This window comes from Frateuria flava, assembly GCF_017837635.1.
GTDB lineage: Bacteria > Pseudomonadota > Gammaproteobacteria > Xanthomonadales > Rhodanobacteraceae > Frateuria_A > Frateuria_A flava.
On the sequence record NZ_JAGJRS010000034.1, the window covers coordinates 163689 to 187890 of the forward strand.

Genomic DNA, 24202 nt, shown 5'->3' on the forward strand with positions numbered 1-24202 from the left:
TTCATCATTGTGCTGGGATGGAGCCTGGCGGGGCTGGTGATTGCGGCGCTGGCGGCACGCGCCGCGATCGCCTACGCGCACCGTAGGGGCATGCTGGATCAACCTGGGCAGCGCCGCTCGCACACGCTCCCGACCCCTCGCGGGGGCGGCATCGGCATCGTGCTTGCCTGCCTGGTCGTGCTACCCGGCACGCTGGCGACCCTGTCCCGCCCGTGGCCGGTGTGGACGATCGCCAGCTTGGTGTTGGCGCTGCTGCTGGTGGCAGCCATCGGCTGGTGGGACGACCATCGGCCCTTGAGGCAGTGGCCGCGGCTGGGCGTGCAATTGCTGGCAACCACGCTTTTCAGCGCCGCCCTGCTTGTCGGTACCGGCATGGCGTGGGCATGGCTGCCACTGCTGGTCCTGGCCGGGGGCTGGAGCATCAATCTGCACAACTTCATGGACGGCATCGATGCACTGCTGGCACAGCAAGGGATTTTCGTAGCAGCAGGAATCGGCTGCCTGGCGGCCAGTGTGACCCAGCCGGCGCTAGCCGGTGCGGGCTTCGCTGTAGCGGCCTCCTGTCTCGGCTTCTGGTTCTACAACCGGCCACGGGCGCGCATCTTCATGGGCGACGTGGGCAGCGGCAGCGTCGGGCTGCTGCTTTTTGCCCTGGCCGCCATGCTTTGGGGCATTGAACCGGCACTGCTCTGGCCGGCCCTCATCCTGGGGTCCAGCTTTGTTGCAGATGCCAGTTTGACGTTGCTGAACCGCTTCCTACGCGGCAGACGCTGGTATGCTCCACATCGCGAGCATCTCTACCAGTGGCTGGTACGATCCGGCCGCACGCATGCGCGCGCTGCCGCGTGGTACCTGACCTGGAACCTGCTCATTGCCGCACCTGCGGCGGTTGTCGCAAGACAACTTCCAGCCATGGCATTGCCCGCCTGTGCCGCCGTTTACACGGCGGCGGGCGCAACATGGATCGTTACCAAGCGCCGCTGCATGCGGCGTGCAACATTGAAGGACCACCGTCATGTCGCCCCGTAAGTGGATTGCCCTCATCCATCCCCGCATCGCGGTCGTCGTGCACGACCTGACGATGGCGGGCCTTGCCTGGTGGATCGCCAAGGCATTGCGGTATGCCACGGCGCCCGGACAGGACGGCAGCTTCGACATGCTCGAGTTCCCCATCGTGCTGGCGATGCAGGGGTTGATGTTCACCTGGACAGGCCTCTACAAGGGCGTCTGGCGCTTCGCCAGCCTGCCGGACCTCTGGAACATCCTCAAGGCAGCGGTCTTCGGGGCATTGGCTATCGGCCTGGCGTTGTTTCTGTACGAGCGTATGGAAGGCGTACCGCGCTCGGTCTTGTTGCTCTATCCGGTGGTGCTGACCCTGCTGCTTGGCCTGCCGCGTCTGGCCTACCGGTTCTGGAAGGACAGTCGGCTCGATCTTTTCAGCACCCGCACATCCAAGCGTGTGCTGATCGTCGGTGCCGATCGCGCAGGTGAAGCGCTGTCGCGTGACCTGCGCCACGATGGGCGTTTCAGCGTGATCGGTTTCGTTGACGACAAAGCCAGCCTCCGCGGCGCATCCATCAACGGCCATCCCGTCCTGGGCGGCATCGACCAACTGCCGGAGCTGGCACGCGAGGCGGCGGTCGAGATGCTGCTCATCGCGATGCCGGGCGCCACCACGGCCGAAATGCGCCGGGTGGTGGAGCTGTGTGACCAGACCGGCCTGCCTTACCGGACGGTGCCGCGGCTCGAAGACGTGGTGGCCGGTCGTGCGCAGTTCAACGAGATCAAGGAAGTGGCGATCGAGGACCTGCTCGGCCGTGATGCCGTCGAGCTGGACTGGACGGCCATACGCGAGACGCTCACGGGGCGGCGCGTATTGATCACCGGTGGCGGCGGTTCGATCGGCTCGGAGCTGTGTCGCCAGGTCGCCCGCCTTGGCGCGCAGTCGCTGATCATCGTCGAGCAGAGCGAATACAACCTCTACCGCATCGGCAAGGAGCTGCGTACCGATTACCCCGAGCTGTTGCTCGAATGCGTGCTGTGCGACTGCGGCGATCGTATCGCGATGCAGAAGACGTTCGCCGAAACCAAGCCCCAGGTGGTTTTCCATGCGGCCGCCTACAAGCACGTGCCCATGCTGCAGAAGCAGTTGCGCGCCGGCTTCCGCAACAACGTGCTGGGCACCCGCACGGTGGCCGATCTGGCCAATGAGTTCCATGTCGAATGCTTCGTGTTGATCTCGACCGACAAGGCAGTGAACCCCACCAGCGTGATGGGGGCCTGCAAGCGCGTGGCCGAAATCTACTGCCAGAACCTCAATGCCCATTCGGCCACGCACTACATCACCGTGCGCTTCGGCAACGTGCTTGATTCGGCCGGCTCCGTAGTGCCGCTGTTCCGCCAGCAGATCCGGGATGGTGGCCCGGTGACCATCACCCACCCGGAAATCACCCGCTACTTCATGACGATTCCGGAAGCTTGCCAGCTGATCCTGCAGGCGTCCTGCCTTGGGCAGGGAGGCGAGATTTTCGCGCTGGACATGGGCGAGCCGGTGAAGATCCGCGATCTGGCCGAACAGATGATCCGGCTCGCCGGCAAGAAGCCAGGCACCGAGGTGCCGCTGGTATATACCGGATTGCGCGCAGGCGAGAAGCTGTTCGAAGAGCTTTTCCACCAGCTTGAGAACTACAGCGCGACCGCACATACCAAAATCTTCCTCGCGCAACACCGTGAGGTCTCGTGGGAGTTGCTACAGGCTTGGCTCAACAAGGCCGTCGAGGCTACCGCCGCCTTCAACGAAGAGGAACTGCGGCGTTGCGTTTCGAGCTTGTTGCCATCGTTCCGCTGGAGCGACGTGGCTCAGCCGGACAATGTTGTGTCCATCCGTCGCGAGGCGGGAGGTATCGAACAGGGCCGTATGGAAAGAGGAGAAAGTTGAGTGACCAAGCCGTTGCGCAAGGTGGTGTTCCCCGTGGCCGGCCTCGGCACCCGTTTCCTGCCCGCGACCAAGGTGGTCGCCAAGGAGATGTTGCCGGTGCTGGACAAGCCGTTGATCCAGTATGCCGTCGATGAGGCGGTGGACGCCGGCGCCGACACCCTGGTGTTCGTCACCAACCGTTACAAGCACGCCATCGCCGACTACTTCGACAAGGCCTACGAACTGGAGGCCAAGCTGGAGGAAAAGGGCAAGGACGAGCTCCTCGCGCTTGTGCAGGGCACGCTACCGCCCAACGTGCGCGCGATCTTCGTCACCCAGCCCGAGGCCCATGGCCTGGGCCACGCGGTGCTCTGTGCCAAGCCGGTCGTGGGTAACGAACCGTTTGGCATCATCCTTCCGGATGATCTGATCTGGAACCGCGGCAAGGGCGCTCTGGGCCAGATGGCCGCGCTGGCCGAATCGGAGAACGCCGGTGTGATCGCGGTCGAGGAAGTGCCGCACGACCAGACCGACAAGTACGGCATCGTCGACGCCGAGCCGATCGATCAACGCAGCGCGCGTATCCGCTACATGGTCGAAAAGCCAAAGCCTGCCGATGCGCCGTCGAACCTCGCTGTCGTCGGTCGCTACGTTTTGCCCGGCCGCATCTTCGAACTGCTGGAGCAGACCCAGCCGGGCGCTGGCGGTGAGATCCAGCTCACCGACGCCATCGAAGCGTTGCTGACCGAGCAGGGTAAAGTGCTCGCGTACCGCTTCGAGGGAACCCGTTTCGATTGCGGCAACAAGGCCGGGCTGGTCCGCGCCACCATGCACATGGCCATGCAGGATCCCAAACTCGCACCGGTGGTGCGCGAGTTCGCCGGGCAGCTCTGACGCTCGTCGATGCCAGGAGCAGGAGCCCGCACTGGCGGGCGATGCACCTGTCTTAGCCAGGAGCCTTGCCCGAACGCGGGCTCCTGTTCCGCGCGGGCCTGTTGCATCCATTCGGGCGACGCCGGCACCACGCCTGCCGGCCGGCCGGTCGAACGACGCCGGCGCTCGCGATATGCTCAGCCGTCGCCCGACTGGCCCGAGCCCATGACGCCGTCGCCCGCTCTTTCCTATTACCGAGCCACGGCTACGCCGTACGAGCCGTATGCGCCGCTCCTTGGCCGGCAGCAGGCGCGCGTGGTGGTGATCGGCGGTGGTTTCGCGGGCCTCAATACTGCGCTCGGACTGGCCGAACGCGGGCTGCACGACGTAGTGCTGCTGGAACGCGAGCAGGTCGGTTTTGGCGCTTCGGGGCGCAATGGCGGTTTCGTCTTCGCCGGCTATTCGCTGGGCGAGCAGGATTTGTTCCAACAGCTGGGTGCGGCGCGTGCACGGGCACTATTCCGGCGCACCATTGATGGCGTACACCGCATCCGCCAGCGCATCGGGCATTACGCGATCGCCTGCGATGCCGTGGATGCCGGCGTGATCTGGGCCAACTGGTTCCGGGATCCAGGCGTACTGCGAGGTCGCCAGCAGTTGCTGGCGGAACGCTATGGTGTGGACTGGGAATGGTTGTCCGAACCGCAATTGCGTGAGCTCGTCCGCAGCCCGCGCTATCACGATGGCCTGTTCGAGCGCGATGCGCTGCATCTACACCCACTCAACTATGCGATTGGCCTGGCTGGAGCTGCGGCAGGGCAGGGTGTGCGCATCCATGAGCACAGCGGCGTGCGCCGGCTGCAGCGCGACGGCGATCGCTGGTGCGTGCAGACCGCGTCTGGCGAGGTATGGGCCGAGCAGGTGGTGCTGGCCTGCGGCGGGTACCTGGCCGGGCTCGAGCGACGGATCGATCGGGCGATCCTGCCCATTGCTACCTACGTGATGGTGACCGAACCCTTGGGCCACCGCCTGGCCGCCTGCCTGGCCACGCGCGCGGCCATCTACGACACCCGTTTTGCCTTCGACTACTACCGCCCCCTGCCTGATACGCGGCTGCTCTGGGGCGGCCGCATCTCGGTGCTCGATCGCGCGCCGCGCGCCGTGCAACGCCTGCTGCGGCGCGACCTGTTGCGCGTGTTCCCGCAGTTGGGCGAGGTGCGCGTTGATTACGCCTGGTCGGGCTTGATGAGCTACGCGCGCCACCAGATGCCGCAGATCGGCGGGCGCGAGGACGGCCTGTGGTGGGCGCAGGCGTTCGGCGGTCATGGGTTGAGTTCGACCTGCGCAGCCGGGGAGCTGCTGGCGGCGGCCATTGCCGAGGGCGATCCGGCGTGGCGCGAATTCAGTGATTACGGGCTGGCGTCGACTTACCGCCCGCTGGGCTTCATGGCGGCGCAGGCGAGCTACTGGCGCGCCGAGTTGCAAGACTGGCTGAAAACGAGACTGGAAGGATGAGTGTGGAAGAGATCAGTTGGGCGGACTTCGAGAAGGTCCTGATCGTGGCCGGCACTATCGTACGCGTCGAGGCCTTTCCGGAGGCGCGCAAACCGGCCTGGAAGGTATGGGCTGATTTCGGCGCTTACGGCGAGCGCAAGACCAGCGCGCAGATCGCGGCGCTTTACACGCCCGAGCAACTGATCGGCAAGCAGATCGTGGGCGTGCTTAATTTCCCCGAGAAGCAGATCGGCCCGTTCCGTTCGCAGTTCCTGTTGACCGGTTTCCACACGGACGCGGGCGTGGTCGTCACCACGGTCGAGCGTCCGGTGCCCAACGGCTCGCGGCTGGCGTGAGTCCTCCGCGTCCGGCGTGCGCTTCCGACGCCGCCGAGGTCGCGCGTCTGGCAGGTGAGCTGGGTTATCCGGTCGCTACCGCCAGCATGGCCTGGACGCGTTGATCGGGGATCGGCGCCAATACGTGTGTGATCGACGAAGGCGAGCGCCTGGCGGGTGGATTGCCGCCGCGCGGCGTTTGAGCCTGGAGGTCGGCGAACGCGTGGAGATCACCGGCCTGGTGGTCGACGTCGCGCCCGTTTGGGGCTCGACTTGGTCGGCGCGGTCGAGGCGCGGGCGCGGGAGCAGGGCACCGAGCTGGTGGTCGTACGCTCCAACGTGGAGCGGCAGGTTTCGCATCCGTTCCATGAAGGCCTGGGCTTCGGGCGGCAGAAGAGCCAGCACGTCTACGACAAGCGCCTGGTGGCCCCGTAGGGGGCTTTAGCCCACCGGCGCCCGTTGCAGATGCGGTGGGCTCAAGCCCACCCTACGAAGGCAACCCGATGACCCGAACTGTGCCGGCGCTGTCCGGAAGTTCGGCTTGCGCACCGGACACCAGGCTGGCCTGTGCATCGTCGTGCACTACCGCCAGTGCCTCGGCGGCGTCATCGACCGTTACCGCGTCGAGCACCTGGATCACCGCCTTGCCGTCCACGGCGAGCACGCTACCGGGCTCCGGCACGCGTGACAGCTCCAGGCGATGGAGGTGGCGCTTGCTGCCGCCGCGATAATGCATGCGCGCGACGATCTCCTGGCCCGGGTAGCACCCTTTGTCCAGTGCGGTGGCGCCCAGTGCGCCGAGGTTGAGCCAAGCCGGCAGTAGCTCGCCTGCGGTGTGGGAGGCAAGCCACGGCCAGCCGGCGCGCACTTGCAGCAGGCGCCAGTCGTCATCGCCCCGTGCCGCCAGTTGCAGACCATGCGAACCACAGCCGAGCACCAGCGTGCCGTCCTGTTCCGCAACGGCATGTAGCGACATGGGCCCAGCGGTCACCAGCTCTTGCGCGGGCAAAGCGAGGACACGCACCTTGGCGCGGAACACATACCGCTGCAGTTGGCTGGCGAGCGCCTCCGCCCGACCACCGCGCAGCAACAGCCGCAGGCGCTGCCCGTCGAGCCGGACCAGATGAAACAAGGCACGCACGCGCCCCTGGGCATCGAGCCAGGCACTGAACTGCCACTGGCCATCATCGAGCGATTCGAGATTGCTGCTGAACTGGGCTTGCGCGAACGCGATCGCGTCCGGGCCTTCGAGCGCGACGAGCTCGGCGGGGTAGGTGCTGGGCATGGCGCATGAAATAAGGGAAGCATCGCGTGAAGGCAAGGCCCGGACAGGTTTTTGCGCATCCGTCAAGGTTGTGCTGTCCGGTCAGCGCGTATTACGCTTCTGCGGCTTTACTTATGTCCGAGACCTCCTCCAAGAACGAACCCGCCCCTGCTTCCGCGCCCGCGGAGCAACCCGCTGTGCCCGCGCGGCCGGCACAGGGCGAGGCGCGACCGGAGCGGCCGGCGCCGGATCCCACCCGCTACGGCGACTGGGAAAAGAACGGACGCTGCATCGACTTCTGATCCGCCCGTGACGGCGCGAGCCGGCACAGGCCCATCAGGAGCGAGCGACTCGGGCGAGACGCGAATCCACCACACGGACAGCCGCCATGGCAGACACGCGACGACCGCTCTCACCGCATCTTTCCGTCTACAAGTGGCAAGTGCAGATGGTGACTTCCATCCTGCACCGCGCCACCGGCATTGCCCTGTCCGTGGGCCTGCTGCTGATTGCCTGGGGCCTGCTTGCGCTGGCCGGCGGCGAGGAGCGCTTCGGCCACTTCACCGCCTTCGTCGGCAGTCCGGTCGGAATCATCCTGCTGATCGGCTGGAGCTGGGCGCTGTTCTACCACCTGTGCAACGGCATCCGGCACCTGGTGCAGGATGGCGGCTACGGCTACGAGATCGTGCAGTTCGTGCGCTCCAGCTGGGCCTCGATCATCGTCAGCCTGCTGCTGACCGCGGCCGTGTGGGCCTACGTGCTGACCCTGGGAGCTGCCGCATGAGCGCCTATCCGAAGGAATACCGCAACCCGCTGAAGAAGGCCCGCGGCCTGGGCTCGGCCCAGCATGGCGTAAGCCACTGGTGGGTGCAGCGCGTCACCGCGGTCGCACTGGTCGGCCTGGGCATCTGGTTGGTCGCGCTGGTGCTGCGCGTGCTGCATGCCGACTACGCAGCCGCCCGCGAGCTGGTCGCCCGCCCCTGGAATGCCGTGCTGCTGATCGCCTTCGTGGTCACCGCGTTCTGGCATGCCGTGCTCGGCCTGCAGGTGGTGATCGAGGACTACGTGCATACCCGCTGGAAGGAAGCGACGCTCCTGATGGCGATCAAGTTCATTGCCGTGCTGGCCACCCTGGCCGGCGTGCTCGCGGTGCTGCGCATCGCCCTGGGAGCCTGAGTTCGATGGAAGCCTACAAGGTTCAGCAACACAAGTACGACGTGATCGTGGTCGGCGCCGGCGGCGCGGGCCTGCGCGCCACCTTCGGCCTGGCCGAGAAGGGCCTGAAGGCCGCGTGCATCACCAAGGTCTTCCCGACCCGCTCGCATACCGTGGCGGCTCAGGGCGGCATCTCCGCCGCGCTGGGCAACATGGGCGAGGACGACTGGCGCTTCCACTACTACGACACCATCAAGGGCTCCGACTGGCTAGGCGACCAGGATGCGATCGAGTACATGTGCAAGGAGGCGCCGGCCGCGATCATCGAGCTTGAGCACTACGGCGTGCCGTTCTCGCGCACCGAGGAGGGCAAGATCTACCAGCGCCCGTTCGGCGGCATGACCACGCACTACGGCAAGGGCACCGCACAGCGCACCTGCGCCGCCGCCGACCGTACCGGCCACGCGATCCTGCACACGCTCTACCAGCAGGCGCTGGCGCACGACGCGACGTTCTTCATCGAATACTTCGCGATCGACCTGATCTTCGACGAAGAGGGTATCTGCCGCGGCGTGCTCGCGCTGGACATGAACGAGGGCACGCTGCACTTCTTTCGCGGCCACGCCGTGGTGCTGGCGACCGGCGGCTACGGCCGCGCCTACTTCAGCGCAACGTCCGCGCACACCTGCACCGGCGACGGCGGCGGCATGGTGCTGCGTGCGGGCCTCGCGCTGCAGGACATGGAGTTCGTGCAGTTCCACCCGACCGGCATCTACGGCGCGGGCTGCCTGATCACCGAGGGCGTGCGCGGCGAGGGTGGTTACCTCACCAACTCCGAGGGCGAGCGCTTCATGGAGCGCTACGCGCCGAGCGCCAAGGACCTGGCCTCCCGCGACGTGGTCAGCCGCGCGATGACCATCGAGATCCGCGAGGGCAGGGGCGTCGGTCCCGAAAAGGACCACATCCACCTCAATCTGATGCACCTTGGCGCCGACGTGATCCACGAGCGTCTGCCGGGCATCGCCGAATCGGCGCGCATCTTCGCCGGCGTGGACGTGACCAAGGAGCCGATCCCGGTCATCCCGACGGTGCACTACAACATGGGCGGCATCCCGACCAACTACCACGGCGAAGTCGTGCAGAAGAAGGGCGACGACGTCGACGCCGTGGTGCCGGGCCTGTTCGCCATCGGCGAGGCCGCCTGCGTGTCGGTGCACGGCGCCAACCGCCTGGGTTCCAACTCGCTGCTCGACCTGGTGGTGTTCGGTCGCGCGGTCGCCGGCCGATGCGCCGAGCTGGTCAAACCCAACTCGCTGCACAAGGACCTGCCGACCAGCATCCTGGACAAGGCGCTGGGTCGCTTCGACGCGCTACGCAACGCCAAGGGCAGCAAGCCCACGGCGCAGATCCGCGCGGAGATGCAGAAGACCATGCAGAAAGACGCGGCGGTGTTCCGCACCGGAGAGACGCTCGCCGAGGGCAAGCGCCGCATTTCCGAGGTGTTCGACTCGTTCAAGGACGTCAGCGTCACCGACCGTTCGCTGGTGTGGAACTCCGACCTGATCGAGACGCTGGAGTTGTCCAACCTGCTCGCGCAGGCCGTCGTCACCATGCACTCGGCCGAACAGCGCATGGAAAGCCGCGGCGCCCACGCGCGCGAGGACTTCCCCGAGCGCGATGACGAGCACTGGATGAAGCACACTCTGGTCAGCCTGAACGACGTGGGCCAGACCAGCTTCGACTTCCGCCCGGTGCACATGTACACGTTGACCGACGAGGTCGACGTGGTGCCGCCGAAGAAGCGCGTTTACTGAGCAACCGGACCGGAGACACATCGTGGCAGAGTTCACGCTACCGAAGAATTCCAAAATCCAGTCCGGCAAGCACTATCCGGCCAAAGGCGCCAAGAAGCCGCGCACCTTCAAGGTCTACCGCTGGAGCCCGGACGACGGCCAGAACCCGCGCGTCGACACCTACGAGGTCGACATGGCCACGTGCGGGCCGATGGTTCTGGACGCGCTGCTGAAGATCAAGAACGAGATCGACCCGACCCTCACGCTGCGCCGTTCCTGCCGCGAAGGCATCTGCGGCTCTTGTGCGATGAACATCGAGGGTACCAACACGCTGGCCTGCACCAAGGCCATCGACGACTGCAAGGGCGGCGAAGTGGCGATCTATCCGCTGCCGCACATGCCGGTGGTCAAGGATCTTGTGCCGGACCTGACGCACTTCTATGCGCAGTACGCCTCCATCAAGCCGTGGATCCGTACGCAGAGCCCGGCGCCGGCGCGCGAGCGCCTGCAGTCGCCAGAAGACCGCAAGCAGCTGGATGGCTATTACGAGTGCATCCTGTGCGCCTGCTGCTCGACCAGCTGCCCGAGCTACTGGTGGAACGGTGATCGCTACCTCGGACCTGCGATCCTCCTGCAGGCCTACCGCTGGATCGCGGACAGTCGCGACGAGGCCACCGGCGAGCGCCTGGACGACCTGGAAGACCCGTTCAAGCTCTACCGTTGCCATACCATCATGAACTGCGCGCGCACCTGCCCGAAGGGCTTGAACCCGGCCAAGGCGATCGCCGAGATCAAGAAGCTGATGGTCGAGCGCCGCTCGTAAAGCATAAGCACGCGGGATTTTGCGCTCTCTCCCTCCGGGGAGAGGGCTGGGTGAGGGGCCACTCTTGCGACACACTTCCATCAGGACTCCCGCCATGCAGCCTGGACACGCGAAGAGCTCCGATTGCGTCGGAGTCCGGCCCCACCATTTGCACGAGCCCTGCCCCTCACTCCAATCCTCTCCCCGGAGGGGAGAGGGAGCCGAAGCAGGCACCTCCCGATGAACCTCGCCCGCCTGCGCTGGCGTGCCCGTCGCGGCACACGCGAACTGGACGCCCTGCTGGGTGGTTGGCTGGACGAGTGCTACGAAGGGGCGGATGCGCCGACCCGCCTGGCTTTCGACGAGCTGCTCGATGTCCAGGACCCGGACCTGTGGGACTGGATCATGGGTCACGCGCAGGCGGCGCGTGCCGACTGGCAGGCGATCATCGATGACATCCGCGCCCGCCATCGGCTTTGATTACCGGCCATCGCGCCTGCCGGGCCGGCTGCTGGCCGTTGTCACTACGCTTGCGCTGGTCGCCATCGGACTCAGTGGCGCACCGCTAGGCCTCAAGCTGTTGCTCGCAGCCGGCGTCGCGGTGTCGAGCGTTATCACGGCACGCCGCTCGATGCGCCCGCGCATCGCCGGCGTGGGTTACGGTTCCGACGGCTGGACGCTCTACCAGGCCGACCGCAGCCAGCTTCCGGCGACGCTGGTCTCCCATCGCGTGATCGGTACCAGCGTCCTGCTGCGGTTGAAGACCGGCCGCGCGACTGAAACCCTGCTGCTGGCATCGGACAACAGCGATCCTGACATCCGCCGCCGCCTGCGCATGCGCCTGGCCGCCCAGTCGCGGGCTGCCGATCTGTAGGAGCGCCCTTGGGCGCGACCGCCATGCATGGATATGAAGGTCGCGCCCGCGGGCGCTCCTACACATGCCGCGCGGCACTTTCGCGCATGGGCACGGTCCGAGCGAATACCCGATAATGCTCCGACAGGGCGGCCCGCCCATCGACTGGAAGAAGCGACCGCCCATGTTCCGACCGCTCGAACTGTTCATCGGCCTGCGCTACACGCGCGCCAAGCGCCGCAATCAGTTCATCTCCTTCATCTCTACCGTTTCCATCGTGTGCATTGCCATCAGCGTCACGGCGCTGATCACGGTGATGTCCGTGATGAACGGCTTCGACTCGGAGCTGCGCACGCGCATCCTGGGTGCCATCTCGCACGCTACGGTTTCCGGTCTGCCCGGCGAGGCCGTGCGGGACTGGCCGCGCGCGGTACATATCGCCGAGGCCAACCCGCACGTGAAGGGCGCTGCTCCCTACGTGGAGATGGAAGCCTTCCTGCAGGCCCGTCGCCCCAGCGGTGCGCTGGTGCGCGGCGTCGATCCGGCGCAGGAGCCCAAGGTCTCCGACATCGACACGCACATGGTCGAGGGTAGCCTGGACGAGCTCAAGCCCGACAGCTGGAACATAGTGCTGGGCAAGGAACTGGCACTGACGCTGGGCGTGACGGTCGGCGACCGCGTAACCATGGCGGTGCCCGAATTTCGCGCCACTCCGATGGGCAGCGTGCCGCGCCTGCGTGGCTTCCATGTCGTGGGCATTTTCGAACTCGGCATGCAGGAATTCGACTCGGGCCTGGCGCTGGTCAACATGCACGATGCCGAGAAACTCGGCAGCCTCAATGGTCCCAGCGGCATTCGCCTGAAGCTTGACGACATGTTCAACGCGCGTCCGGTCGCACGCGAGCTGGCCAACGCACTGGGCCAGTTCTACCTCGTACAGACCTGGATGGACAGCCATGCCAACTTCTTCTCCGCGATCTCGATGGAGAAGCACGTCATGTTCATCATTCTGTCGCTGATCATCCTGGTCGCGGTGATCAACCTGATTTCGATGCTGATGATGCTGGTGACCGACAAGCAGGCGGACATCGCCATCCTGCGCACGCTCGGATCGACCCCGCGCAGCATCATGGGCATGTTCATGGTGCAGGGGGTGCTGGTGGGCGTGGTCGGCATCGGCTTCGGCGTGGGCCTCGGTTCGCTGCTGTCGTGGAAGCTGCCGGCGATCGTCAAGTGGATCGAGCACCTTACCGGCGTGACCTTCCTCTCGCCGGACGTCTATTACATCAGCGAAGTGCCGAGCAAACTGGTCGCCAGCGACGTGGGCTGGGTCACGCTGGTCACCTTCGTTTTCTCGCTGCTGGCCACGCTCTATCCGGCGTGGCGCGCCTCGCGCACGCAGCCGGCACAGGCGCTGCGCTATGAGTAAGCCTTCCACCATGGACAAGAACCTTGTACTGCGCGCCAGCGGGATCGCCAAGACGTACGAGGAAGGCGACCTGAAGACCGAGGTGCTCACCGACGTCAACTTCACCTTGAAACGCGGCGAGACGCTGGCCATCGTCGGCGCGTCGGGCTCGGGCAAGAGCACGCTGCTGCACATCATCGGGGGACTGGACACGCTGACCCGGGGCGAAGTGGAGGTGGACGGCCGCATCCTTTCGCAACTGTCGGACGCCGAGCGCGGGCGCGTGCGCAACCGGTCGCTGGGTTTTATCTACCAGTTCCATCATCTGCTTCCGGAGTTCACCGCGCTGGAAAACGTGTGCATGCCGCTGCTGATCCGCGGCGTGGCCATCGCCGAGGCGCAGCGCCAGGCGCGCGTGCTGCTGGAGCGGGTGGGGTTGGGCAAGCGCGAGGCGCACAAGCCTGCAGAACTTTCCGGTGGCGAACGCCAGCGCTGCGCTGTCGCCCGTGCGCTGGTGACGCGCCCGGCCTGTGTGCTCGGCGACGAGCCCACCGGCAACCTCGACGAAGGCAATGCGGCGCATGTCTACGAACTGATGCTCGAGCTCAACCGCGAGGTGGGCACCAGCTTCATCCTGGTGACCCACGACCATCGGCTGGCGGCAAAGATGGATCGTACGCTCGAGTTGCATAACGGCGTGTTGCAGGAAAAGGCGCGCGCGCCGCTGGGCTGACAGTCGCAAGGCGTAGACAGCTCACCGCACACCGCGGCGATGACGGGCTGAGGCCCATCCTGCGTGCTGCGTTCGAGGCGCCGTACGCCTACAGGCATTTCAGCCATCCCCCCGGCGGGTAGCCAGTAAGCTGGTTCCTTCGACGGGAGGAAGCAATGCGCGAGGCACGGATGCCCGGTGCGGCGATGACCAGCGTCGCCTTGCTCCTTGGCGTGGCGGCCGTGCAATGGCTGCCCGCCTTGCCGCCATCGGCGTGGAGCGCGCTTCCCGGCTTGGTCGTCCTGTGGGCCAGCCTGCACTGGCCTCGGCTGCGTCTGCCGGCGCTGGTCCTGCTGGGCGCGGCCTGGGCGGTCTGGCGTGGCACCCTCGCGCTCGACCTGCGCCTGCCGCGCGACCTGGAACGGCGCGATTTCGACGTGGTCGGCACCGTATCCGGATTGCCACAGGTACGCAGCGATGCCACCCGCTTCGTGTTCGATGTCGATCACGCGACCCTCGACGGAACGCCGGTTCCACTGCGCGGCCACGTGCGGCTGAGCTGGTACGACGATGCCCCCGTGCTACCGGCCTGCTCGCGCTGGCAACTGCACGTGCGACTGCGCCGGCCGCGGGGGCTGCTCAATCCGGGCGGTTTCGACGGCGAACGCAGCGCGCTGGAAAAGCGCATCGCCGCGACCGGCTACGTCCGCGAGGACGGAATCGACCGTCTGCTGGGGCCTGCGGACTGTATCGACGGGGTGCGGGACCGGATCTCCCGCGGGATCGCCGCCCGCGTATCCGACCCGCACGACGCTGCGCTTTTGCAGGCCTTCTCCATCGGCGATACACGGGGACTGGATCAGGACGACTGGGAGGTGGCTCGCGCCAACGGCGTCCCCCATCTGATCGCGATCTCCGGCTTCCACGTGGGCGTTGCCGCCCTGTTCGGGGTGGGAATGGTGCGCCTGCTTTATCTGTTGTGGCCCGGTCTGGCGCTCCGGATGCCGCGCATGCCTGCACAGGCGGCTGCGGCGTTGCTGGTCGCCGGGCTGTACGGAGCGCTGGCCGGGCTCGGCCTGCCCACGGTGCGTACCTTGCTGATGATCGCCGTGATCGCGCTGGCCCGCTGCAGCCGTCGCGCGATCGATGGCGCGCAGACGCTGGGTCTGGCCTTGATCGCGATGCTGCTGGCCGACCCGCTGGCGGTTCTGTCGGCCGGCTTCTGGTTGTCGTTCGTGGGCGTGGCCTTCCTGATGCTTTGCCTTGACGCCCGTCCCCGGGGCCTGCGCGGGTTTCTGCACGAGCTCTCCGCCGGGCAGCTGGTGATGACGGTGGCGCTGTTGCCGTTGACGCTGTGGTTCTTCGGTGAGGCCTCGCTGGTCGGCGCGCTCTCCAACCTCATCGCCGTGCCCTTCGTCAGCTTCGTGATCGTGCCTTGTGCGCTACTGGGCATGCTGCTGCTTCTGCTCGCGCCAGTTGCCGCGACGCCCGTGTTGAAGCTGGCGGCCGTGTTCGCCCACGTCCAGTGGTGGCTGCTGGAACGGTTGGCCACATGGCCCGGCGCGCACTGGTACCTACCGGAAACGCAGCCGTGCGCGCTGCTGCTGGCCACGTTGGGGGCGTTATGGCTGTTCGCCCCGCGCGGGCTGCCGTTGCGTGGGTTGGGCGTGCTGCTGTTCCTGCCGCTGGTCTGGCCGGTGGCCCGGCTGCCGGCCATCGGCGGGTTCCAGGCCTGGGTGCTGGACGTGGGGCAGGGGCTTTCGATCGTGGTACGCACACGCCGGCATGCGCTGGTTTACGACGCCGGCGCGCGCTATCCATCAGGCTTCGACCTGGGTGAGGCGGTCGTGGTGCCTGCGCTCCACGCGCTGGGCATCGACCGGCTGGATCGACTGATCGTCAGCCATGCCGACAACGACCATGCCGGAGGGGCGCCCGCGGTGGCGGAGGCGTTTCCCGAGGCCTCACGCTACGCGGGCGAACCCGGTCGCATGCCGCTCCCGGCGAAACCCTGCCAGGCGGGGCAGGCATGGCACTGGGATGGCGTGGACTTCCGCGTACTTTCGCCCGGTCCCCAGGTGACCGGGCGGCGCAACGACCGTTCCTGCGTGTTGGCCGTGGATGGTGCGGGTGGGCGTCTGCTGCTCACCGGGGACATCAGTAGCCAGATCGAACCCATCGTGGCAGCGGCAGTCGGGGTGAGCCGCCCGACCGTGCTGGTGGTGCCGCACCATGGCAGCCGCTACTCGTCCGACCCTGCCTTTATCGCCGCCATCACACCGCGCGTGGCGCTGGTCTCCGCCGGCTGGCATAACCGCTTCGGCCATCCGCACCCGCTCGTGCTCGCGCGCTACGCCCAGGCGGGTGTGCCCTTGCTCAACACCGCCACGCGCGGTGCCATCGAGATCGGCGCCCCACCCACGGACGAGCCCGCTGTGACAACCACCTGGCGCCAGCGACGCCCCCGCTATTGGCGCGAATGAATCCGCGGTTTTGCAACTGCCAAGCGCGCCGCGGAACGATGTGAAGGGACTGCTATGATTCGGCGTCTCCTTGAGAAGTTGCCCTGGCGGGAGTTAGGCAGTGCTTGAAATTCTGATGGCTGGCGGATGGGCGTTGGCCCCCATCCTGATCTGTTCGGCGGTGGCTTTGGCGATCGTGCTGGAGCGCTGGTGGTCCCTGCGCCGCAAGGCCGTGCTGCCCGAGGGCTTGGGCGAAGAAGTGCGCAAGTGGGCTCGCAGCGGGCAGCTCGATCCGGCGCACCTGGAAGCGCTCGCTGCCGGTTCGCCGCTGGGTGAATTGCTGGCTGGCGCCCTGGCCGTGCGCAACCGCCCCCGCGAGCAAATCAAGGAGCGCATCGAAGACACCGGACGCCACGTCGTGCATCGCATGGAACGCTACCTCAACACCCTCGGCACCATCGCGCTCATCGGCCCGCTGCTGGGCCTGCTCGGCACGGTGATCGGCCTGATTCGCATGTTCATGCAGGTGATGGCCGGCGGCATGGCCGATCCGACCAAGATGGCCGGTGGCATCGGCGAGGCGCTTATCTGCACCGCCATGGGCCTGGTGGTGGCGATCCCCGCCTACGTGCTGCACCGCTACTTCCGCTCCAAGGTGGCTGGTTACTGCGTCGACATGGAGAGGCAGGCCACCGCGTTGCTGGACGACCTGACCGGTACGCCCGCCCCGGCGGTCCGACCGCGCCGTACGGCGACGAGCGCCGCAACCAGCGGCTGAGGGTAAACATGCGTATCGGTTCCGACCGTCGGCAGGACGACTTCGAGATCAACGTGATCTCGCTGATCGACGTGCTGCTGACGCTTCTGATGTTCTTTGTCCTGACCACGACGTTCGTACAGCACTCGCGCATGCAGGTCACGCTGCCGCAGGCCAGCGCCGAAGAGCGCGACATGCAGGCGCCCGCGCTGACCGTGATGATCGACCGCGACGGGCACTTCTATGTGGGTAGCGACGCGGTGGTGGGCGAGGGCGTCGACCCGCTGAAGCAGGCGATCGCACGCGTGGCCGGCGACGACCACGACCGGCCGGTCACGATCCGCGCCGATGCGCAGACGCCGCACCAGAACGTCGTGACCGCGATGGACGCGCTTGGCCAACTCGGTTTCACCCGTCTGGCGATCGCGACCACGCCCAGCCAGGAACCGGCGCGTTGACAGCCGCCAGCAAGGTGGCGATCTGGGACGCCGAGACCCTGCGCGTCTACAAGCGACTGCTCGGCTACACGCGACGATGGTGGGCCATCGGCGCGATCGCCATTATCGGCATGGCGGTCGATGGCGGCGCATTGGCGGCCTTCACCCAGAAACTGCGGCCGATGATCGACGAGCTCTTCGCCAAGAAGGACCCCTATCTCATCTTCTGGATGCCGATCTGGATCGTGCTGATTTTTGCGGCGCGCGGTGTCGGCACGTTCGTCAGCAGCTACGGCATTTCGTATGTCGGCCGTAACGTCGTCCAGGCCATGCAGGCCGATGTGTTTGCTGCCTACCTGCGGCTACCGGCTGCGTTTTTCGGCAACGAACCCTCCGGTCAGCAGATCTCCCGCATCACTTACACGAGCGAGCAGGTGGCTTCGGCGTCCACGGATGCGCTGAAAGTCGTCGTGACCGAAGGTGTCACCGTCATCGGCATGCTTTACGTCATGCTGACCAACAGTGCGTATCTCTCGCTCACGCTGCTCATGATGGCGCCCGGCATCGCGCTGGTTGCGACCATGGTCAGCCGGCGCTATCGGCAGATCAGCCGGCGCATCCAGGGCTCGATGGGCTCGGTAACCGGTGCAGTCAACGAATCGGTCAATGCGCACCGCGAAGTGCGTGTCTACGGTGGACAGCAACACGAGGCAGCGCGCTTTGCGGATGTCTCGCACTACGCTCGTCGCCTGAACATGAAAATCGCCACCACGAGCGCGACGTCGAGCACCGCTATCCAGACGGTCGCCGCGCTTGCACTCGCGCTGCTGGTCTACCTAGCGACTCGGCCGCAGGTCATCGATGGCATTTCCCCTGGCGTTTTTGTCACGGTTCTGACTGCCATGGGCGCCATGATGCCCTCGCTCAAGAGGCTGGCGAACGTGCAGGGCACCATCCAGCGCGGCATTTCGGCGGCCGAGGACCTGTTCGAGGTCATCGACCTGCCGCCGGAGCAAGACACGGGCCGACTCGAGCTCGAACGCGCCCGCGGCGACCTGCGTTTCGAGGGCATACGCCTTCGTTACCCGCGTAGCGAGGTCGATACCCTGCGTGGCATCGACCTGCATTGCGCACCCGGCACCGTGACCGCTCTGGTGGGCCGCTCCGGTAGTGGCAAGAGCAGTCTGGTCAGCCTGTTGCCGCGCTTCCAGGAGCCCAGCGCCGGGCGCATCGTGCTCGACGGCAAGGACTACCGCGAATACACCCTGGCCGCCTTGCGCCGGCAGATTGGTTGGGTTGGCCAGAACGTGGTGCTGTTTGACGGCACGATCGCCCAGAACATCGCTTACGGTGAACTGGCGGGTGCCAGCGAGGCGGACATCGTTGCCGCGGCCGAGGCGGCCAATGCGATGGAGTTCATCCGGCGCATGCCCGATGGCATTCATAGTCCCATCGGGCAAGGTGGCGGCATGCTTTCCGGCGGTCAGCGCCAGCGCCTGGCGATCGCCCGCGCCATCCTCAAGAACGCGCCGATCCTAGTGCTGGACGAGGCCACCAGCGCACTCGATACCGAGTCGGAGCGGTTGATCCAGCAAGCGCTACAGCGCCTGATGCGTGATCGCACGACACTGGTGATCGCGCACCGGTTGTCCACTATCGAACATGCCGATCAGATCGCCGTGATGGACCAGGGGCGCATCGTTGAACGCGGTACTCACGCCGAGTTGGTAGCCTTGGGCGGTCAGTACGCCGCGCTGCACCGCATGCAGTTCCATGAGCAGGAAGAAGGCTGAGGCGTCCTTATGGCGCTCGCGCAGAAGCTGGAAGAAGCCTGGTACAACGATGGCCGCACCCCGTTGTGGGTGCACCCGTTGTCCTGGCTTTATGCCAGCGTGAGCAGCCTGCGCCGTTTCCTCTACCGGCATGGCTGGCGCCGCAGCATCCGCCTGCCCGTGCCGGTGGTGGTGATCGGCAACATCACCGCCGGTGGTACCGGCAAGACGCCGCTGGCCATTGCCGTTGCCCAGGCGCTGCGCGAGCGCGGCTTCAACCCGGGTGTAGTCAGTCGTGGCTACGGCGGAACCCAGCGCGTGCCGCTGTTGCTCGGTGACACGCCCAACCCGCAACGGGTTGGCGATGAGCCCAGCCTGATCCGCACTCAGGGTATTCCGGTGGCGGTGGGCCGTGACCGTCCCGCCGCCGCACGCCTGCTGATCGGCACTGGTTGTGACGTGGTCATTGCCGACGATGGCCTGCAGCACTACCGCCTTGCCCGCGACGTGGAAGTGTGCGTGATCGACGCGGTGCGCGGCTTCGGCAACGGTCGCCTGCTGCCGGCCGGTCCGCTGCGCGAGCCGCTGATGCGCCTGGCCACCGCGGACATCCGCGTCTGCAACGGTGGCGAACGCATGGGCGCTTATCCCATGCAGCTACGCGGCGGCGAGGCCTGCTCGCTCATCGACAACACCTGTCAGCCGCTAACCGCCTTCACCGGCCAGCGCGTGCACGCCGTGGCGGCGATTGGTCATCCGGCGCGCTTCTTCGACAGTCTGCGAGCGTACGGCATCCTGCCGGTTGAACACGCTTTCCCTGACCATCATGCCTTCGCCCCCGGGGACTTCCACTTTGGCGAGGACCTGCCGGTGCTGATGACCGACAAGGACGCCATCAAGTGCCGGCACTTCGCCCAGCCGGCGTGGTGGCGGGTGCCCGTGCGGGCCGAATTGCCGGAGGAGTTCTTCGAGGCATTGGCTGGCCGTGTCCGGGTTGCCACCGGGCGCGGGGCTAGCTGAGGCCGGCGGTCTCCCTGCGAGGACGACCGATCTCCAGGTGGGGCACGCTGGAGGCGCCAAGAAGCCGGGACTTGAAGTAGCTGTCCTCGTAATAGCGGATCTTGTCGCAAAGGATGGGGTGCGGTGTGCCTTCAATGAACACGATTTCCTTCCTGGGGTCGAGCGCCTTCAGCTCCTGCGGCAGCATCAGCGCGCGCTTTTCCTCCACTTCAGCCAGTGACACACTGCTGCCCTGGCCGAAGCCGCCCCTGGAACGCGTGCGCTGACGCTTGCGTTGCGTCGTGTAGCCGAGCATCTCGCTGTACTCGTTGGCGTCGCGTTGCTCGCGGGGCGTGTAGACCATCTGGCAGGCCAGGTTGGTGATCATGCTGCGGGCCTTGTCGGGGCCGTACACGGCATCCAGTTGGGAGAGCGACTGGATGACGCAGAACACGCGCACGTTATAGCCGGCAAAAAAGGCCACCCCATCCACCATCACGTCCACCCGACCCAGTGTGGTGAACTCGTCCAGCATGAACAGGCATGGATGTCGCAGCGTCGCGTCCTTGTCCGGGGTGACGTCCACGTTGAGCTTGATCGCCTGGTTGAAGAACAGGTTCAGCAGGCTCGCTGCCTCGGTGAGCTTGCTGGGTGAAATGCCCACGTAGATCGACTGCACCCGGCGGCGCAGGTCGGGCAGCCAGAAGTCGTTGCCCGAGGTGGCGTTGTCCAGGATGGGATTGGCAAGAATGAGAAGGGGGGCCTGCGTGCTTGCGATCACCGACGTGAAGGTCTGGTCCGCCAACGTGGTGACGTTGGCAAAGGCTATGCGTGTCTCCTGGCTGACATAGGGGAGCTGGAGCACCGACTTCAGGTGCGTCTTGAGGTCGGCCCCATCTCCGGAAAGCAGGCGATAGATCGCGCCGAGCGTGGGATAGCCATCGTCTTTGGGCAATCCCTTGCTCAAGCCGTCCGCCCAGCAGTCGAAGAGAAGGCTGGCAGAGGCAACGAAGGTCGAGCGCGCCATGGTCGCCCAGAATGGGTCCTGGTTTGGCGGGTCCTTGTACAGGCAGTCGGCAATGGCCTGCAGGTCCGAGGTGCGATGGGTCGCCTCGTTCCGAACGTAGGCGAACGGATTCCAGCGATGGGTCCGCAAATCCTCGGCGAAGGGATTGAACAGGTAGGTAGGGCCAAGCCGGGAACGCCATTTCGAAGTGATGTCGAAGGCTTCCTGCTTGATGTCCAGCACGACCATCGAGCCCCGGTAGCTGAGCAGGTTCGGAATGACCGCACCCACACCCTTGCCACTTCGGGTTGGCGCGGCGAGCAGGGCGTGCCGTGTGCCTGGAAGACGCAGGAAGCTGCGTCCGTGCCTGCCCACGATGATGCCGGTGGGGTCCTCGTTGAGTAGCCCGAGTCGAGCCAGATCGCCTCGGGAGGCAAAGCGGGCGTCACCGTGGGTGGAACGTGCCCGTGGCCTGAAGATGAAATAGAGCAAACCCGCCCAAGCCGCCAACGGCAAGCCGAAGCCCGCGCCGCCGGCCAGTTCGATCCTGGCCAAGAAGGGGTGAACTTCCGGCCTGGCGGTTGCGGCCAGGTAACGACCGTAGGTTGCCAGGTCGAGCGGCGCCTGCACATGCAGGAGGGTCAGCACCCACCACCCGGACGCATAAAGACCCGCGCCCAAGGCCAGCAGGAGAGCAAGGAATGCGGCAAGCGCCTTGTTGCGCAACGTCATCGGCTTACCTCTGAACGTATTTGAGAACCGGCCGGCCTGGGAGTCAGGGCACAGTGCCCCATTCGGCGATGATGGCGTTCAGCAGCGCGGCATTGGTCGCGACGTTTGCGCCAGGGCAGGTCATCAGGTAGGTCCTGCGCAACTGCGAGGTCGCCGGCGCGTCGAACCAGGGGTCGAACACGGCCAGGCTGAAAAAATAGGTGGTCGCAGGCACACAGGCGGGGCCTCCGCTTGCACCAGCGCCGGAGATGCCGGCCATGCAGGTATAGACGGTGCATGGATCCACGCTCTGGGCGTGAACTGGCGTTGCGGTCATGCCAGCGACTCCAACGCCGAGCGCAAGCAGGGCAGAACGGGCATATCGCATCGAGGCGGCCTCCATCGATTGGCAAGGTGTTGTGTGAGGAAACTGACGCGGGCCAGATCAGGTCCGGTCTCTCGGATGCGGGCGCACCGGGATGGCTTCCTCCCTAGGCGGGGCCGACATCGCCGTGGTGCCTGCGCCGGATACGGGCAGCGCACCGCGGTGCGGGCCGCTGCCGCCATGTTGGTAAGGGTTCGGGGGGCTGCCCTGCACCGGTTGATGTGCAGGGGACCGGCCATAGCCACCGTAGGATCCGGGGGGTTGCCCCTGCGGCCCGGGGCGATTGCCAGGCCCACCGCCGAAGGCGGAGTAATGCATGAAACTTCCGACGGTGCCCTGGAAGAAAGCAGCGGCCAGTGGCGGTACGCTGACGATCAGAACGGTCATCAGCAAGCCAATACCGCCTTGCTGCAGGGCCTGGTTGGACAGGCCCTGCGCACCGAGACCGGTCATCTTGTTGATCAGGTTTGCGGTCCAGAGCGCCGCTGCCACGCGCAACGTCAGTTGCAACACAAGTGAGCTGATGAAACTAAGCGCGGCCATGGAAAAGATGGTGCCGATGCCGTAAAGCAGCCACTTGCGGAAGAGGTCTTTGGTCTGGTCGAAGATCAGGCAAAGGATGAACAGCGGCCCCATGCCGACGAAGAGGGCAATGGTGGCCTGGTAGAGCAGCAGCATCGCACCGGCGGCCATCGGTGGGCTGGCAGTGCCCAGTCCCGCGATGAGCATGGCGTGCGCCTTGCGCTCGGCATTCTCCATGTCTCCAGGGGCGACCTGCACCGCGTCGATTGCGCCCAAGGCGAGCTGCGTCCACGCCAGGTTCTGGTCGATGGTCTCTGCAGCCGTGTCGTCGCTACCGGTGAACAGCTCATTTACGCCGGTACTCAGGTCGGTGGTGAACAGTCGTTGCAGGTTGGAGCCAAAGACCGACATCGTGGTGGCGGCGCTGACGATGATGACGATTCGCGTCATGTTCATCACCATCGCCATCAGCGATTCGTGCGACCGCCCTGTAATCAGGCGGTAACCCTGGATCATGATCCACAGCGTGACCATGAGCAGCGCCAGCGCGCTTGCCCAGGTCATGAAAGACGCCATGAGGTCCATTCCGAACGTATTGATCTGCTTACTCAGGTAGTCGTACACCAGCCTGAAGTAAACGAAATCGGCGAGGTTTGTTGGCATTGCGCCTGATTCCTTTCTTGCGCGTCGGGCGATTCGTCCCTGCTGCTTGGGGCGCCGCGCGGAATGGGTCAGTCGACCGAGAATGCAGCTTTCAACGCTGCGGCCTGTACTACGGTCCCGAGCGGGTTGATTTGTCCCCTCAGCGCGGCTTTTGCCAACATCGATTGCTGCTGGTTGAGCGTCTTGATCACCGCCTCGTCCCCGGCGATGGCCGTCTGCCACTGCTGCATCGCAAAGGCTGTGGTGGCGCTGATAGTGGCAGCCTGAGTAGTGGCGCCGCTCGTCGTGCCCAAGGTTCTGACTTCGTTAGCGAGCTTGTTCAACTTCTGCAAGGTCCCGCCGTACTCATCAAGCTGCTTGAGCACAGCCACCGTGCGGTTGTACTCGTCGATGTGCAACATCGTGATGTTTGCGCAAATCTGCTGCTGGGCCAGGAGGATGGGCTTTTCCGAACTGATCGACGATTCAGCCGAGGTCACCAGGGCTCCCACGATCGAGCCGCCCGATGCACCTGGACAATTCTGGTCGATGAGCTTAGTCGGATCGTCAATCGGCTCAAGCTTGCTTGAGGCGAACGATATATTCCTGCCCAGGCCTTCAATGGTCATGAGCAATTGTTTCAATTGCTCCACTTGCTGGTAATACTGCTCAAGCTGCTTGGCGTACTGCATGCCCTGCCTGGCGTACCCCGCAAGGCTCTGTGCCAACTGCGACTTGAAGCCTTCCTCGCTCGCCGCGATGGCGGTAGGGTCGGTGACCAGCACCTGGGCCCGGGGGGCTTGGACGGTGCCGAGCAGGGCCACGACGAGCGCGGCCTGGGCCCACAGGCGCGGGCGCAACGGGCGAGGGAATACGTGCATCATGGCTTTTTCCTCTGGCAGA

25 protein-coding genes are annotated in these 24202 nt (G+C 65.8%); 20 read left to right on the top strand and 5 right to left on the bottom strand.

Going from position 1 to position 24202, the window contains the following annotated elements; translation table 11 throughout:
• Window positions 1–9: 9 nt before the first annotated feature.
• The 6 genes from J7I44_RS15700 (at window position 10) to J7I44_RS15725 (ending at window position 6054) form a co-directional block, all read left to right on the top strand.
• A complete protein-coding gene (locus J7I44_RS15700; protein WP_209622970.1) occupies window positions 10–1029 on the top strand; it encodes an MraY family glycosyltransferase in 1020 nt (339 codons plus the stop codon).
• Window positions 1016–2938 carry a polysaccharide biosynthesis protein gene (locus J7I44_RS15705; protein ID WP_209622972.1) on the top strand — a complete coding sequence of 641 codons (1923 nt, stop codon included), beginning with the start codon at window positions 1016–1018 and terminating at the stop codon, window positions 2936–2938. The genes J7I44_RS15700 and J7I44_RS15705 overlap by 14 nt, the downstream gene beginning before the upstream one ends.
• Window positions 2939–3811 (top strand): UTP--glucose-1-phosphate uridylyltransferase GalU, encoded by an 873-nt coding sequence (gene galU, locus J7I44_RS15710; RefSeq protein ID WP_209622974.1) that lies wholly within the window; start codon window positions 2939–2941, stop codon window positions 3809–3811.
• 204 nt (window positions 3812–4015) lie between these two features.
• The gene (locus J7I44_RS15715) at window positions 4016–5305 is read left to right on the top strand and encodes an NAD(P)/FAD-dependent oxidoreductase (RefSeq protein ID WP_209622976.1); all 1290 of its coding nucleotides are present in this window, start codon (window positions 4016–4018) and stop codon (window positions 5303–5305) included.
• A 2-nt stretch (window positions 5306–5307) separates the two neighbouring features.
• On the top strand, window positions 5308–5640 hold the full coding sequence (locus tag J7I44_RS15720) for a tRNA-binding protein (protein ID WP_342451995.1): 333 nt from the start codon (window positions 5308–5310) through the stop codon (window positions 5638–5640).
• Window positions 5641–5880: 240 nt separating this feature from the next.
• The gene (locus J7I44_RS15725) at window positions 5881–6054 is read left to right on the top strand and encodes a hypothetical protein (protein ID WP_209622981.1); all 174 of its coding nucleotides are present in this window, start codon (window positions 5881–5883) and stop codon (window positions 6052–6054) included.
• A 52-nt stretch (window positions 6055–6106) separates the two neighbouring features.
• On the opposite strand, the gene ygfZ is transcribed toward J7I44_RS15725, so the two are convergent.
• Entirely contained in the window at window positions 6107–6904 is a 798-nt protein-coding gene (ygfZ, locus tag J7I44_RS15730) for a CAF17-like 4Fe-4S cluster assembly/insertion protein YgfZ (RefSeq protein WP_209622983.1), read from the bottom strand.
• Between the two features lie 113 nt (window positions 6905–7017).
• Here ygfZ and J7I44_RS15735 point away from each other — a divergent pair, with 113 nt between their 5' ends.
• The 14 genes from J7I44_RS15735 (at window position 7018) to lpxK (ending at window position 20054) form a co-directional block, all read left to right on the top strand.
• Window positions 7018–7185, top strand: coding sequence for a DUF1674 domain-containing protein (locus J7I44_RS15735; protein WP_209622984.1), 168 nt, complete (start codon window positions 7018–7020; stop codon window positions 7183–7185).
• Window positions 7186–7271: 86 nt separating this feature from the next.
• A complete protein-coding gene (gene sdhC / locus J7I44_RS15740) occupies window positions 7272–7667 on the top strand; it encodes a succinate dehydrogenase, cytochrome b556 subunit (RefSeq protein ID WP_209622986.1) in 396 nt (131 codons plus the stop codon).
• Window positions 7664–8059, top strand: coding sequence for a succinate dehydrogenase, hydrophobic membrane anchor protein (gene sdhD, locus J7I44_RS15745; protein ID WP_209622988.1), 396 nt, complete (start codon window positions 7664–7666; stop codon window positions 8057–8059). Before sdhC ends, sdhD begins: the two co-directional genes overlap by 4 nt.
• Before the next feature lie 5 nt (window positions 8060–8064).
• Complete coding sequence (gene sdhA / locus J7I44_RS15750; RefSeq protein WP_209622990.1) at window positions 8065–9852, top strand: succinate dehydrogenase flavoprotein subunit; 1788 nt, start codon at window positions 8065–8067, stop codon at window positions 9850–9852.
• Window positions 9853–9874: 22 nt separating this feature from the next.
• The gene (locus J7I44_RS15755; RefSeq protein ID WP_342451996.1) at window positions 9875–10654 is read left to right on the top strand and encodes a succinate dehydrogenase iron-sulfur subunit; all 780 of its coding nucleotides are present in this window, start codon (window positions 9875–9877) and stop codon (window positions 10652–10654) included.
• A gap of 219 nt (window positions 10655–10873) precedes the next feature.
• Window positions 10874–11113, top strand: coding sequence for an FAD assembly factor SdhE (locus J7I44_RS15760; RefSeq protein ID WP_209622992.1), 240 nt, complete (start codon window positions 10874–10876; stop codon window positions 11111–11113).
• Window positions 11085–11507, top strand: coding sequence for a hypothetical protein (locus J7I44_RS15765; RefSeq protein WP_209622995.1), 423 nt, complete (start codon window positions 11085–11087; stop codon window positions 11505–11507). The genes J7I44_RS15760 and J7I44_RS15765 overlap by 29 nt, the downstream gene beginning before the upstream one ends.
• A 163-nt stretch (window positions 11508–11670) precedes the next feature.
• Complete coding sequence (locus J7I44_RS15770) at window positions 11671–12915, top strand: lipoprotein-releasing ABC transporter permease subunit (protein ID WP_209622996.1); 1245 nt, start codon at window positions 11671–11673, stop codon at window positions 12913–12915.
• Window positions 12908–13627: a lipoprotein-releasing ABC transporter ATP-binding protein LolD gene (lolD, locus tag J7I44_RS15775; RefSeq protein WP_245188230.1), complete on the top strand. Its 720-nt coding sequence runs from the start codon at window positions 12908–12910 to the stop codon at window positions 13625–13627. The genes J7I44_RS15770 and lolD overlap by 8 nt, the downstream gene beginning before the upstream one ends.
• 155 nt (window positions 13628–13782) lie before the next feature.
• Window positions 13783–16089: a DNA internalization-related competence protein ComEC/Rec2 gene (locus tag J7I44_RS15780; RefSeq protein WP_209622997.1), complete on the top strand. Its 2307-nt coding sequence runs from the start codon at window positions 13783–13785 to the stop codon at window positions 16087–16089.
• A gap of 100 nt (window positions 16090–16189) precedes the next feature.
• Window positions 16190–16846, top strand: a complete 657-nt coding sequence (locus J7I44_RS15785) for a MotA/TolQ/ExbB proton channel family protein (RefSeq protein ID WP_209622998.1) — start codon at window positions 16190–16192, stop codon at window positions 16844–16846.
• A gap of 8 nt (window positions 16847–16854) precedes the next feature.
• On the top strand, window positions 16855–17283 hold the full coding sequence (locus J7I44_RS15790; RefSeq protein ID WP_209622999.1) for an ExbD/TolR family protein: 429 nt from the start codon (window positions 16855–16857) through the stop codon (window positions 17281–17283).
• The gene (msbA, locus tag J7I44_RS15795; RefSeq protein WP_209623000.1) at window positions 17280–19055 is read left to right on the top strand and encodes a lipid A export permease/ATP-binding protein MsbA; all 1776 of its coding nucleotides are present in this window, start codon (window positions 17280–17282) and stop codon (window positions 19053–19055) included. Before J7I44_RS15790 ends, msbA begins: the two co-directional genes overlap by 4 nt.
• 9 nt (window positions 19056–19064) lie before the next feature.
• Window positions 19065–20054 carry a tetraacyldisaccharide 4'-kinase gene (lpxK, locus tag J7I44_RS15800; RefSeq protein WP_209623001.1) on the top strand — a complete coding sequence of 330 codons (990 nt, stop codon included), beginning with the start codon at window positions 19065–19067 and terminating at the stop codon, window positions 20052–20054.
• Here the strand turns inward: lpxK and J7I44_RS15805 are convergent.
• From J7I44_RS15805 to J7I44_RS15820, 4 genes are all read right to left on the bottom strand, one after another.
• Complete coding sequence (locus J7I44_RS15805) at window positions 20047–21771, bottom strand: type IV secretory system conjugative DNA transfer family protein (protein WP_209623002.1); 1725 nt, start codon at window positions 21769–21771, stop codon at window positions 20047–20049. The two genes, lpxK and J7I44_RS15805, sit on opposite strands and share 8 nt — an antisense overlap.
• A 43-nt stretch (window positions 21772–21814) precedes the next feature.
• A complete protein-coding gene (locus J7I44_RS15810; protein WP_209623003.1) occupies window positions 21815–22087 on the bottom strand; it encodes a hypothetical protein in 273 nt (90 codons plus the stop codon).
• Between the two features lie 108 nt (window positions 22088–22195).
• Window positions 22196–23320, bottom strand: coding sequence for a TrbL/VirB6 family protein (locus tag J7I44_RS15815; RefSeq protein ID WP_209623005.1), 1125 nt, complete (start codon window positions 23318–23320; stop codon window positions 22196–22198).
• 68 nt (window positions 23321–23388) lie between these two features.
• A complete protein-coding gene (locus J7I44_RS15820) occupies window positions 23389–24183 on the bottom strand; it encodes a hypothetical protein (protein WP_209623007.1) in 795 nt (264 codons plus the stop codon).
• Window positions 24184–24202: the final 19 nt, after the last annotated feature.